The following is a 12,984-nucleotide window of genomic DNA, read 5'->3' as shown; positions in this document are numbered from 1 at the left end:
GACGGCTAGCGTGGGGGCATGAGAATCCTTCTGGTGGGTGCCGGCGGCGTCGGTGATGCCTTTGCCAAGATCGCCGCACGGCGTTCCTTCTACGAGCTGATCGTCGTGAGCGACTACGACCTCTCCCGTGCCGAGCGCACCGTGGCCTGGATCGAGGCGCGGCACGGCGCACAGGACGGGCGCTTCCTCGCGGAGCGGATCGACGCCTCCGACCCCGACAGCGTCGCCGAGGTCGCCCAGCGCCACGGCGTGACCCACGTGATGAACGCCGTCGAGCCGAAATTCGTGCCGACCATTTTTGCGGGCGCGCTCGCCGCCGATGCGAACTACCTCGACATGGCGATGAGCCTGAGTGAGCCGCATCCGACCAATCCGCACGAGGAGACGGGCATCATGCTCGGCGACGACCAGTTCGCTCTCTCGGCCGACTGGGAGAAGGCGGGCAAGCTTGCGCTTGTCGGCATGGGCGTCGAGCCCGGACTCAGCGACGTGTTCGCCCGCTACGCCGCCGACCACCTGTTCAGCGAGATCGACGAGCTCGGCACCCGTGACGGCGCCAACCTCGTCGTCAGGGACGAGCTCGGCAACGAGATCTTCGCGCCGTCGTTCAGCATCTGGACCACGATCGAGGAGTGCCTGAACCCGCCCGTCGTCTGGGAGAAGGACAAGGGCTGGTTCACGACCGCGCCGTTCTCCGAGCCGGAGGTGTTCGTATTTCCGGAGGGCATCGGACCGGTCGAGTGCGTCAACGTCGAGCACGAGGAGGTCATCCTGATGCCGCGCTGGATAAACGCGAAGCGCGTGACCTTCAAGTACGGACTCGGCGACGAGTTCATCGGAATTCTGAAGACCCTCAACCAGCTCGGGCTCGACAAGACCGAGCCCGTCCGCGTGCGCTCCGCCGACGGACCCGTCATGGTCGCCCCGCGCGATGTCGTCGCCGCCGGGCTGCCCGACCCCGCGAGCCTCGGCCCGCGGATGACCGGCAAGACCTGTGCCGGCGTCTGGGTCACCGGCACCGGTACCGACGGGATGCCGCGGGAGGTGTATCTCTACCACGTGAGCGACAACGAGTGGACGATGGCCGAGTACGAGGCGCAGTGCGTCGTCTGGCAGACCGCCCTCAACCCTGTGATCGCGCTCGAACTGCTCGCCGCTGGCACCTGGTCCGGCCTCGGCGTGCTCGGGCCGGAGGCATTCGACGCGAAGCCCTACCTCGACCTCATGGCGCTGCCGGTCGACCAGGGCGGCTACGGGCAGCCGTGGGGATTCGAAGACCGGCTCGCCTAGGCATCCGCGGAGATGAACACGCCGACCTCGCCGACCTCGCCGACCGAGCAGCTGCTCGGGCTGTCCGCGCTCCTCACCCCGATCGAACTCGACTGGCAGCACCGGGCGAGGGAATTCGCCGCGACCCGCATCGCCCCGACGATCGACGACGACTACGAACGTGAAGTGTTCCGCCGGGAGCTCGTGCCCGAGCTCGGCGCCCTCGGCATGCTCGGCATGCACCTCACCGGGCACGGCTGCGCGGGAGCCGGCGCGGTGTCGTACGGGCTCGTCTGCCACGAGCTCGAGGCGGCCGACTCGGCCTGGCGCACCTTCGTGTCGGTGCAGGGCTCGCTCGCGATGACGGCGATCTCGAAGTACGGCTCCGAGGAGCAGCAGGCCAGCTGGCTTCCTCGGATGGCGGCCGGCGAGGCGATCGGATGCTTCGCGCTGACCGAACCGGACGGCGGCAGCGATCCTGCCGCCATGGTCACGACGGCGGTGCTCACGGACGGCGAGTGGGTGCTGACCGGCCGCAAGCGCTGGATCGGGCTCGCGTCCGTCGCCGATGTCGCCGTCGTCTGGGCGCGCACCGCGGAGGGCATCCGCGGCTTCGTCGTCCCCACCGATAGCCCCGGGTTCGCCGCGACCAACATCGCGGGCAAGCTCTCCATGCGGGCGTCGATCCAGTGTGACGTTGAGCTGGGCGACGTGCGGCTGCCCGAATCCGCGATGCTGCCCGGCGCCGCGGGACTCGCGGCGCCGTTCAGCTGCCTCGGCGAGGCCCGCTACGGGATCGTCTGGGGCGCGATGGGCGCCGCCCGGGCCTCCCTCGACGCCGCCGTCGGGTTCTCGCGGACCCGGATGGTCTTCGGAGCGCCGATCGCGTCCAAGCAGCTCATCCAGCACAAGCTCGCCGACGCGTTCGTCGAGTACGAGAAGGGGATGCTGCTCGCCCTGCACCTCGGCAGGCTGGCCGACGCGGGCACGCTGACGCCGGAGCAGGTGAGCGTAGGCAAGCTCAACAATGTGCGCGAGGCGATCGCGATCGTCTCGTCGATGCGGAGCGTGCTTGCCGGTGACGGCATCACCTCCGCCTACCCGGTGATGCGGCACGCGGCGAACCTCGAGGCGGTGCGCACCTATGAGGGAACGGACGAGGTGCACACGCTCGTGATCGGCCGCGCGCTCACGGGGCTCGCCGCCTTCCGCTGACCCCGGTCTCGAAACATCCGCCGCCTAGGCTGGCGGCATGAGAATTCACGCGATCGAGTTGCACCGTATCGGCATGCCGCTCGTGCGGCCATTCGAGACAAGCTTCGGGGTGCAGACCTCGCGCGAGGTGCTGCTCGTGCACGTGCGCACCGATGTCGGCGACGGCTGGGGCGAGTGCGTGGCCGGAGTCGACCCGTTCTACTCCTCCGAATACGTCTCAGCCGTCGAGGATGTTATCCGCAGCTACCTCGCCCAGGCCCTGCTCGCCGGGCCGATCGGAGGGGCTGCCGCTGTGGCGCCGCTGCTGCGCTTCGTCGTCGGGCACCGCATGGCGAAGGCCGCCCTCGAGGCCGCGATCCTCGACGCGCAGCTCCGCGCCGACGGGGTGAGCTTCGGAAGCCACTTCGGGGCGACGCGGGACCGGGTCGACTGCGGCGTCTCGGTGGGCATCTCGCCCAACATCCCGACCTTGCTCGACGAGGTGCAAACCTACATCGACCAGGGCTACAAGCGCATCAAGCTCAAGATCAAGCCGGGGTGGGATCTCGAGCCGGTCGCCGCAGTGCGCGACCTGCTCGGTGCCGGGGGGCTGCTCCAAGTCGACGCGAACACCGCGTACACGCTCGACGACGTCGCCCACCTGCGTGAGCTTGACGCGTTCGAGCTTCTGCTGATCGAGCAGCCGTTCGTCGAGGAGGACATTGGAGCGCACGCCGTTCTCGCCAGGGCGATCGAGACCCCGGTGTGCCTCGACGAGTCGATCGTGACCACCTCCGTGGCGGTCGACGCCATCGAGCAGGGCGCCACGAGCATCGTCAACATCAAGGCCGGCCGCGTCGGTGGATACCTCGAGGCGGTGCGGATGCACGGAGCCTGCCTCACCCGAGGAATCCCGGTGTGGTGCGGCGGGATGCTCGAGACGGGCATCGGTCGCGCCGCGAACGTGGCGCTCGCCGCCCTGCCGGGTTTCACCCTGCCGGGCGACACCTCGGCATCGGACCGCTACTTCGCCGAGGACCTCACCGAACCTTTTGTGCTCGAGGAGGGCACGCTGCCGGTGCCGACCGGGCCGGGAACCGGTGTCACCGTGCGTGAGGCGCTTGTCCGCGACTGGGCGCTGCGCGACCCGCTGGTGCTGCGAGCCCGCTGACGCACCCCGGCCCACCGGCCGGCAGCTACATCCGCAACAACAAGCCCCGCGGCTTCCTCGCCCGCCACGAAGTGTCAGACCCTCGTGAGACATGAACGCTCAGCAACGTCCTGAGACATCACAGGCCTGCTGACCCGACATCGCGGTGGGCAACTCGTGCGCGCGGGGCGGCTCATGACCTGTGCAGGGTCGTCACCACCGTCGTGCAGGGCATCTTCGGAACCATCAGGCGCAAATACCGCCGGCTAGTCTCCGAGGGTCATCGGGATTCCCGCGAGCCACATCAGGCCGAGCACGACCGCGAGGCTCACGGCGAAGACCGCGAGTACCGTCACAACGAACAGCGCCGGCCGGTGCTCGAACCAGTAGGCGCTGCCGGGGAAGTTGGCGAAGAACTCCCGCGAGGTGATGGGGTCGGGATAGTGCTCGGTCGGCACCCCGGTCGCGTCGGCGACCCTGCGGATGGCGGCGAGGCTCCAGAACGTGCCGCGCATCCGCAGCAGGCGTCGGCCGGCAGCATCCCGAACCACCAGCTGCGGCGTCGAATCCGGTGCGTGGCTGCGGTAGGTCTCGGCGAGAACCGTGGTCGCCACCCGGGACAGCGGGATGCGGCGGGTGAACCCGAAGAAGCCGCGCTCGATGATCGACTCCGTGGTGACCTCGATATACGTCAACCGATAGCGCAGGTAGGCGGTCAGGCAGACGAGGATGGTGACCAGCTGCCCGGCAACCAGGCCCGGCCAGGTGCCGCGGGGGATCGACAGGTAGTAGAGCGAGCCGAACAGTGCCAGCGAGATCAGCAGGTACGACCACAGGGCGTTCCGGACGAGGATGCGACGCGGCACGACACGCGTGAGCACGACCGGATCGTGATCTGTCGCGGCCATTGAAATCCCCCCGGTTTCACTGTGGCACGTATTGGCGGAGGATGGGGGATTCGAACCCCCGAGGGCTTTCACCCAACACGCTTTCCAAGCGTGCGCCATAGGCCACTAGGCGAATCCTCCTGGCGGGTGCCGATCTGAGAGAGAACGGAACCAATGAATATCCTAGCCGCAAGCGATCGGCGCGTTTCGCCACTCGTCGCGCTCGCGGTCAGGCTGGGTGCCTAGGCTGGGTTTGTGTCGACTCGTATTTACATCACTTCGGCCGAGGGCCATTCCGGAAAATCGGCGATAGCGCTGGGTGTGCTGCACACGCTCAGCCATCAGGTCGAGAGAGTCGGGGTGTTCCGGCCGATCGCCCGCACCGTGACCGAACGCGACTACGTGCTTGAGCTTCTGCTCGCCCACGACAGCGTCGACCTCGCCTACGACGACTGCGTCGGCGTCGGATATGACCTCGTTCACAGCGATCCGGACGCCGCGCTCGCACTCATTGTCGCCCGGTTCGCGGCGGTCGAGCGCCAGTGCGACGCGATCATCATCCTCGGCTCCGACTACACCGACGTCGGCACCCCCACCGAGCTCTCCTACAACGCCCGCATCGCCACCAACCTCGGCGCCCCCGTGCTGCTCGCCCTCGGTGGGCGCGCCGCGGAGGGAAAAGGGCCGCGCACCGCGGACGACCTCCGGCAGATCGCCGAGGTCGCGACGGCGGAACTGCGGCACGCCCACGCGGGACTGGTCGCGATCGTGGTCAACAGGGCGGACCCCGACAGGCTCGACGAGATCGAGGCTGCCGTGGCATCCGCGTTCGGCGATGCCGGAAGCACGGTGCCGGTCTGGGCCATCCCGGAGGACCCGTACCTGTTCGCGCCGACCGTGGGGGAGCTGCTCGAGTCGACCGGCGCGTCCCTTGTCGCCGGCGACCCCGCCCTCCTCGATCGCGAGGCACTCACCGTGGTGCTGGCGGCCATGTCGATGGAGAACGTGCTGCCGCGCCTGCTCGAGGGCGCGATCGTCGTCGTGCCGGGCGACCGCTCCGACGTGCTGCTCGCGACGATGCTCGCGCACCAGTCCGGCACGTTTCCCTCCGTCGCCGGGATCATCCTCAACGGCGGTTTCGAGCTGCCGCCCCAGATCACGCGGCTCATCGAGGGCCTCCACTCGACCCTTCCGATCGCGCGCAACGAGCTCGGCACCTACGACACGGCCCTGCGGATCACGCAGACCCGCGGGCGGCTCAAACTCGGGTCGCAGCGCAAGTACGACACGGCGCTCGCCCTGTTCGAGAAGAACGTCGACAAAGACGAACTGCTCCGCCTCCTGCGGGTGGCGCCGTCCGATGTCGTCACCCCGCTGATGTTCGAGTTTGGGCTGCTCGAACGGGCCAGGAGCCAGCGCAAGCACATCGTGCTGCCGGAGGGCGGCGACGACCGGATACTGAGGGCCGCAGCGACCCTGCTGCTGCGCGAGGTCGCCGAGCTCACCATTCTCGGCGACGAGAGCGCGATCCGCGCGAGGGCGACCGCCCTCGGCCTCGACCTCGACGGCGCCCACATCGTCGACCCGTTCGATCCGGAGCTACGCGCCCGATTCGCCGAGGAGTACGCGGCGGTGCGCGTCCACAAGGGCATCTCGCTCGTCCAGGCGAGCGACACCGTGACGGATGTCTCCTACTTCGGCACGATGATGGTGCACCTCGGGCTCGCCGACGGCATGGTGTCGGGCGCGCAGCACACGACCGCGCACACGATCCGTCCCGCCTTCGAGATAATCAAGACGAAGCCGGGGGTCTCGGTCGTGTCGAGCGTGTTCCTCATGGCGCTCGCCGACCGGGTGCTGGTCTACGGCGACTGCGCGGTCATCCCCGACCCCACCGCGGAGCAGCTCGCCGACATCGCTATTTCCTCGGCGGAGACCGCGAAGCAGTTCGGCATCGAGCCGCGCATCGCGATGCTGAGCTACTCGACCGGAGACTCCGGCGCCGGCGCCGACGTCGAGAAGGTACGCACGGCAACAGCGCTCGTGCGTGCACGCCGCCCCGACCTGCTCGTCGAGGGCCCAATCCAGTACGACGCCGCCGCCGACCCGACCGTCGCCGCCGCGAAGATGCCCGGATCGGAGATCGCCGGCCGGGCGACGGTGTTCATCTTCCCCGACCTGAACACCGGCAACAACACCTACAAGGCGGTGCAGCGCTCCGCGGGCGCCGTGGCGATCGGGCCGGTGCTGCAGGGCCTCAACAAGCCCATCAACGACCTGTCACGCGGGGCGCTCGTGCAGGACATCGTCAACACCGTCGCCATCACCGCCATCCAGTCCGCCTCGGACGCGGCGACCGAAACCGCGGCGACCGAAACCGAGAGAACATCATGACCCAGATCTTCGTCGTCAACTCCGGCTCCAGCTCGATCAAGTACCAGCTCGTCGACCTGGCGACCGAGCAGCCGGTGCTTGGCGGGCTCGTCGAGCGGGTGGGCGAGCCTGGCTCGGATGTGCCCGACCACGCGGCAGGGCTGCGGCGCATCCTGCGCGACCTCGGCAACGGGCACGAGATCGCCGCGGTCGGCCACCGCGTCGTGCACGGTGGGGCGCTGTACACCGAACCGACGGTCATCACCGATGAGGTCGAACGTGGGATCGAAGGCCTCGCGGCCCTCGCCCCGCTGCACAACCCCGCGAACCTGCAGGGCATCCGGGCGGCACGTCATGCGCTGCCGGAGCTGCCCCACGTCGCGATCTTCGATACGGCGTTCCACCACACCCTCGCACCGGCGGCCTACACGTACGCCATCGATCGGGACCTCGCCGCGCAGCACGGGGTGCGCCGCTACGGGTTCCACGGCACCTCTCACAAGTTCGTCTCCGAGCAGGCTGCGGTGTTCCTCGACAGGCCGCTGGCCTCGCTCAAGACGATCGTGCTGCACCTCGGCAATGGGGCCTCGGTGGCCGCGGTCGACGGGGGAGTCTCGATCGAGACGAGCATGGGCATGACTCCGCTCGAGGGCCTCGTGATGGGCACGCGCTCGGGCGACATCGACGCCGCCGTGCTGATCCACCTGCACCGGCAGGCCGGGCTCGACTTCGACGAGCTCGACCAGTTGCTGAACCGGCGCAGCGGACTGCTCGGCCTGTCGGGCAACGGCGACATGCGCGACGTGCAAGCCGCCGCATCCAACGGGGACGAGGTCGCCGAGGCTGCGCTCGCCGTCTACCGCCACCGCATCCGCCGCTACATCGGGGCGTACATCGCGCACCTCGGCGGACTCGACGCGATCGTGTTCACAGCCGGTGTCGGCGAGAACAACTCGCTGCTGCGCCGCCGGGTGCTCGCGGGGCTCGAGTTTCTCGGCATCCACGTCGACCCCGATCGCAACGAGCTGGCCTCCCGCGAGGCGCGGTTCATCTCACCCGACGGCTCGCCCGTCGCCGTGCTCGTCATCCCGACCAACGAGGAGCTGGAGATCGCCAGGCAGACGGCCGCCGCCGCGCTCTAGGAGTCGGCGGAGCGCCAAGTGTCGTTGGGCGTTGGGCGTCGGGCCTTGGGCGTCGGAAACTCAGGAACTCGCATCCGGATGCGCGGAATCCGGGCCCCCACGCCCGCTGGTCAAAACGGCTTCCTGAATTTCCTGCAGCGGTGCCGGAAATTCAGGAGTTGCGCAGTGAAAGCGCGCGCACGTGACCCTGTTGGCCCGGGTACGTGCGCGTTTCCTGAATTTCCGACAGTGGGGCGGCGGGGGTGTCCGCGCCACCACCACGGGGCCGCGCTTACTCGGCTTTGGTCGGGCCGCCGAGGCCCGTGAGCGCCTCGGCGATCGGTGTGGATCCCCCGACGACCTCGAACTGCTTTCCGATCGTCTGGTCCGTCTCGAGCACGGCGGCGAAGACCGCGGCGACGTCCGCCCGGGAGATCGAGGAGCGGTCGCTGCGCTCCGCGACGGTCACGAGCCCGGTCGGCTCGTCGTTCGTGAGGCCACCGGGCCTGACGATCGTCCAGTCGAGGTCGAGGGCGCGCACCGCGGCATCCGCCTCGCTCTTGGCCTTCAAGTAGATCTGCATCCCGTCGTTCGACGACGGGTCGTACTCGTCGGCGCCGATCGAGGAGACGACCACAAATCGCCTGACGCCTGCGGCGACGGCGGCCTCGGCGAGCAGAACGGCACCGTCACGGTCGACGGTGAGCTTGCGCTCCGGGCCGCTGTCGGGTCCGGATCCTGCCGCGAAGACGACGGCGTCCGCGCCGGTGAGCGCCGAGGCGACCTGCTCCTTCGTGCTCTTCTCGAGGTCGAGCACCACCGGTTCGGCCCCTGCGGACCTCAGGTCGGCTGACTGCTCAGGATCGCGGATGAGTCCAGTCGGCCTGTGGCCGGCATCCGCGAGTAGGCGGGACAGTAGTAGGGCGATTTTTCCGTGGCCTCCGGCGATAACGATGTGCATCGCCCCACGGTAGACGGCTAAACTGAGTGACGGCTCCTCGCGTGGCGCCATCCAGGCCAACTCCCCCAGGACGGAAACGTAGCAAGGGTAACCGGGCTCTGGCGGGTGCGCGAGGGGTCTTTTCTTTTGCCGTGCCGCGAGAATTCACGGTGTGGCGCGCCATCGAATGTCGCACCGACCGAATGTCGCACCGACCGCCGGGCCCCCGCTAACGGAGGAGATTCGGCGCCACGCCGACGTGGTTGCAGAGTGTGCGCGGCGAGTCGCAGTTTCTCCTGACTTGCGGCCGTGTTGTCGTGTCGTGTCGTGTCGTGTCGAGTCGAGTCGTGTGGAGTTACCGGGCGTCGCCGAAGCGGGTCTAGAACGGATCGTCGAATCTGACGATCACGCGCCCGCGACGCCGTTCGCGGTCCCGCCGAGCATCCGCCACGGCCCGCTCGATTACCGCGAGAGTGTGCGGCCAGGTCCTGAAGATGTGTGCGGTGCGAATCCGCAGCGAATGGCGCCCCAGCCCCTCGGCCTGCACGTCGCGGTCCCGGTCCGTAGCGAATCGGTCGTTCCCCTCGTGCCATGCTCTCCCGTCGACATCGAGTCCGACGCAGTCGTCGACGACGAGGTCCTGGTGGCCCATACCGGGCACGTGGCCCTGCGCGACCACGGTGAACCCCGCGCGTTCAAGTCGCAGGCGAACGATCGTCTCGTTGCCCGACCCGCTGTTGTTGACCATGCGCCGGATGCCGTCCTGCAGCCTCCGAGGAGCGTGAAGCGCGAGCTGCCTGATCTGCTCCGGTCGAAGAAACCCAGTCCACATCGCGGACTCCATCGCCGCAATCGCGTTCTCCTCGTCGAGACAGTGCAGCGCCTGCCACAGCGACTGCAGCGGTGTTACCTCCCAGGGGCTTTGAAGGCCGAAGCGTGGCCGCGCCCAGTGAAATTGCGCACTCGGATCCTGCGTCGCGGACGAGGTGGGCGGCAGCTGAAGGTGGAGACGAAGAGAATCACCGGCCCACACGCCGTGGGAGCGCAGCACCGATACGCAGGTGAGCGCACCGCCGATCGTAGCGGCCCGAGCGATCTGCTCGTCGACGTGTGCGCATCCGTAGACGCCGCGGCGAAGCCGCTGAATTCGCCCTGTCGCCACGGCCCGTCGCAGCTGTCCCGGTGCGATTCCTCGGGAGGTCAGAGACTGACGGCTCGCGACGTGTCCAAGCGTGCAGAGAACGTCGGTCATGCCCTGAGCCTGACCGCGGGGGTGGAGTTGGAGGTGCCGGCGCGCGCATACGGGGATCTGGAAAGGCAGAGCTCGATGAGGAGGAGGAGCTGTTGGAGTGGGGTGGGAAAAGCGATCAATTCGGCGGGCATGTTTCAGCGGGCATGTTTCTGCGGACGGCGGCGTGCAGGTAGTGCCGTGACCCAGTCAAGGAGTTTCGGCGGACTCGCCGAAACTCGCGGTATCACGACGAGACGTGTCGCAGATTCTCCTGCGTGAGCCGCGGCTCGCGGGGACGGCGGATGCGATTGAGTGGACTGGGATCGTTGGGCGGCGGGGTCGCGCGCCAGACGCGTGCGCGCCGGCGTATGAGCGGCGACTTTCGGTCCTCGCAGCTCGCACCACCGGCTTTCACGCGTTAAGACAACCGCCGCAGTTCAGTGCCAGTGGTCGCGACTACTCTGGACGGGTGGCCACAGCTCTTTACCGCCGGTATCGTCCGGAGACCTTTGCCGAACTCATCGGCCAGTCTCAGGTGACCGATCCGCTACGCACCGCGTTGCGCAATGACCGGGTCAATCACGCCTACCTGTTCAGTGGCCCCCGCGGATGCGGAAAAACCACCTCCGCGCGCATCCTCGCCCGCTGCCTCAACTGCGTCGATGGCCCGACCGACACCCCGTGTGGAGTCTGTCCGAGCTGCGTCGAGTTGAGCCGCGACGGCTCCGGATCGATGGACGTCGTCGAGATCGACGCCGCGAGCCACGGTGGCGTCGACGACGCCCGCGATCTGCGCGAACGAGCGATCTTCGCCCCGTCCCGCGACCGCTACAAGATCTTCATCCTCGACGAGGCGCACATGGTGACCTCGGGCGGGTTCAATGCGCTGCTCAAGATCGTCGAGGAGCCGCCGGAGCACGTGAAGTTCATCTTCGCGACGACCGAGCCGGACAAGGTCATCGGAACGATCCGATCCCGCACCCATCACTACCCGTTCCGGCTCGTGCCGCCCGCGCAGATGCTCGAATACGTGCACCAGCTCAGCGAGAGTGAGAACGTCGCGGTCGAGCCCGGCGTGCTGCCGCTCGTCGTGCGCGCCGGCGGGGGAAGCGTGCGGGACACGCTGTCGCTGCTCGACCAGCTCATCGCCGGCTCCGAGGGGTCGAGCGTGCAATACGAACGAGCTGTCGCCCTCCTCGGCTACACGCACGGTGCACTTCTGAGCGACGTCGTCGACGCGCTCGGGGAACGCAACGCCTCTTCGGCCTTTGGCGCCGTCGACCGCGTGATCCAGACAGGCCAGGACCCGCGCCGCTTCGTCGAGGACCTGCTCGAGCGTCTGCGCGACCTGATCGTCGTGAGCGCCTACTCCGGATCGACCGAGGCTGCGGCGGCCGTGCTCCGTGGCATCCCGCAGGACGAACTCGACCACATGGCCCAGCAGGCGCAGATGTTCGGCACGACTGAGCTCAGTCGCGCCGCCGACGTCGTCAACGCCGCCCTCACCGAGATGACCGGCGCGACTTCGCCCCGGTTGCATCTGGAGCTCATGATCGCTCGCGTGCTGATCCCCGCAAGCGACGCGACGAACCGCGGCGCCCTCGCCCGGGTCGAGCGCCTCGAGCGCCGTGTCGGAGTCGAGACGGATGCCGGAGTCGAAACGCCCGATGCCCCCGCAGCTCGTGCCGCGACGCAGCCGGTGGCGGCGCCGACGACGCCCGCGCCTGCCTCCGCAGCCTCGACCGCTTCGCCGACGGTGGCCCCAACCGCCGCGCAGCCGGCGGCCGCATCCGTAGCAGTGCAACCGCCCGCAGAGGTGCCGGAGCCGGCCGCACCAGCCGCAAACGCACCCGTCACTCTCGGACAGGTCAAGGACGCCTGGCCCGAGATCCTCGATGCCGTGCAGAAGGCCAAGCGCACGGCCTGGATGGTCGTCTTCAATAGCCACGTCGTCGACCTCAGAGACGACGTTCTGGTCCTCTCGTTCGTGAGCGAGAACGACGTCGCCAGCTTCAAGCAGCAGCAGGGCGTCGGCCAGGGCGTGAGCGAGTTCCTGCGCCGCGCGATCGTCGAGGTGCTCGGTATCCGTGTGAAGTTCGTGGCGAGGGTGGATGCCGCCGCGCACGCGAAGTCCGCTCCGGCGACGATCGCCGCGCCTGCCACCGAGCCCGCCGCCCCCGCCGCGCCGGCCGCCGGGCCCGCCGTACCCGCCGCGCGGGCCGCTGCGGCGACAACGGTCCCGGCAAAGGCGCCTGCCGCACAGGCGCCAGCAGCGAGAGCGCCAGCCGTCAGGGCACGACCGACGACGACGTGGGCGACGGTCGCCGTTCCGGACTCCGCACCGATTGACACCCCGGCAAGCGGCCCCGCACCTGTCGCCGAGCAGCCGACGCCGCCCGCTTCGCCGCCCGCTGGTCAGTCTTCCGCTGGTCAGCCCTCCGCGCAGGCTGTCCAGCCGGCCCCGCCACTGGCCCCATCGCGGCCGGTCTCACTGGACGGGTCCCCGCCCGACGTCGAGCCCGTCGAGGAGGCGGACCGCGAGCCCGAGCCAGAATACGAGCCCGACTACTCGTCGCCGATCGTCGGTTCCAGCGCGCCGCAGGGCACGCAAAGACCCCAGCAGCCCCACGAGCCCCAGCAGCCCCAGCAGCCCCACGAGCCCCAGGCATCCGCTCCGGCGGCACCGGCCAGGCCCGTCGCGCGCAAGGTGACAATCGACAAGGCGCGCTACGGCGAGTCGGTCGTGCGCGAGATCCTCGGCGCGAGCTTCATCGAGGAGCAGGCCGTCGCTCCCCGCGTCACCCCGAGAATCGACTAGT

At 68.9% G+C, this 12,984-nt stretch carries 9 protein-coding genes, 1 tRNA gene and 1 other RNA gene; 7 read left to right on the top strand and 4 right to left on the bottom strand.

What is annotated here, in order from left to right:
• Positions 1-18 precede the first annotated feature (18 nt).
• The 3 genes from BHD05_RS00535 to menC are packed head-to-tail and all read left to right on the top strand — an operon-like array spanning position 19 to position 3,634.
• Positions 19-1,290 (top strand): saccharopine dehydrogenase family protein, encoded by a 1,272-nt coding sequence (locus BHD05_RS00535; protein WP_161884707.1) that lies wholly within the window; start codon positions 19-21, stop codon positions 1,288-1,290.
• 12 nt (positions 1,291-1,302) lie between these two features.
• Positions 1,303-2,484, top strand: a complete 1,182-nt coding sequence (locus BHD05_RS00530; protein ID WP_161884706.1) for an acyl-CoA dehydrogenase family protein — start codon at positions 1,303-1,305, stop codon at positions 2,482-2,484.
• A 37-nt stretch (positions 2,485-2,521) separates the two neighbouring features.
• Positions 2,522-3,634: an o-succinylbenzoate synthase gene (gene menC, locus BHD05_RS00525; protein ID WP_161884705.1), complete on the top strand. Its 1,113-nt coding sequence runs from the start codon at positions 2,522-2,524 to the stop codon at positions 3,632-3,634.
• Between the two features lie 245 nt (positions 3,635-3,879).
• Here the strand turns inward: menC and BHD05_RS00520 are convergent, their stop codons facing one another.
• The gene (locus BHD05_RS00520) at positions 3,880-4,521 is read right to left on the bottom strand and encodes a YdbT family protein (protein ID WP_161884704.1); all 642 of its coding nucleotides are present in this window, start codon (positions 4,519-4,521) and stop codon (positions 3,880-3,882) included.
• Between the two features lie 32 nt (positions 4,522-4,553).
• Positions 4,554-4,641, bottom strand: a tRNA-Ser gene (locus BHD05_RS00515).
• 114 nt (positions 4,642-4,755) lie between these two features.
• Here BHD05_RS00515 and pta point away from each other — a divergent pair.
• The gene (gene pta, locus BHD05_RS00510) at positions 4,756-6,894 is read left to right on the top strand and encodes a phosphate acetyltransferase (protein ID WP_161884703.1); all 2,139 of its coding nucleotides are present in this window, start codon (positions 4,756-4,758) and stop codon (positions 6,892-6,894) included.
• Positions 6,891-8,015 (top strand): acetate/propionate family kinase, encoded by a 1,125-nt coding sequence (locus BHD05_RS00505; RefSeq protein WP_161884702.1) that lies wholly within the window; start codon positions 6,891-6,893, stop codon positions 8,013-8,015. Before pta ends, BHD05_RS00505 begins: the two co-directional genes overlap by 4 nt.
• A 271-nt stretch (positions 8,016-8,286) precedes the next feature.
• On the opposite strand, the gene BHD05_RS00500 is transcribed toward BHD05_RS00505, so the two are convergent.
• On the bottom strand, positions 8,287-8,955 hold the full coding sequence (locus BHD05_RS00500) for an SDR family oxidoreductase (protein ID WP_161884701.1): 669 nt from the start codon (positions 8,953-8,955) through the stop codon (positions 8,287-8,289).
• Positions 8,956-8,983: 28 nt separating this feature from the next.
• On the opposite strand from BHD05_RS00500, the gene ffs reads away from it, so the two are divergent.
• Positions 8,984-9,080, top strand: an RNA gene (gene ffs / locus BHD05_RS00495) — signal recognition particle sRNA small type.
• A 233-nt stretch (positions 9,081-9,313) separates the two neighbouring features.
• Here ffs and BHD05_RS00490 read toward each other — a convergent pair.
• Positions 9,314-10,186 (bottom strand): type IV toxin-antitoxin system AbiEi family antitoxin domain-containing protein, encoded by an 873-nt coding sequence (locus BHD05_RS00490; RefSeq protein ID WP_161884700.1) that lies wholly within the window; start codon positions 10,184-10,186, stop codon positions 9,314-9,316.
• Positions 10,187-10,634: 448 nt separating this feature from the next.
• Here BHD05_RS00490 and BHD05_RS00485 point away from each other — a divergent pair, with 448 nt between their 5' ends.
• Positions 10,635-12,983 carry a DNA polymerase III subunit gamma and tau gene (locus tag BHD05_RS00485; protein ID WP_161884699.1) on the top strand — a complete coding sequence of 783 codons (2,349 nt, stop codon included), beginning with the start codon at positions 10,635-10,637 and terminating at the stop codon, positions 12,981-12,983.
• Position 12,984 lies beyond the last annotated feature (1 nt).

Origin of the sequence: Marisediminicola antarctica, from assembly GCF_009930795.1 — a bacterium.
Classification (GTDB): domain Bacteria; phylum Actinomycetota; class Actinomycetes; order Actinomycetales; family Microbacteriaceae; genus Marisediminicola; species Marisediminicola antarctica.
This window is presented reverse-complemented; position numbering and strand designations above follow the sequence as displayed.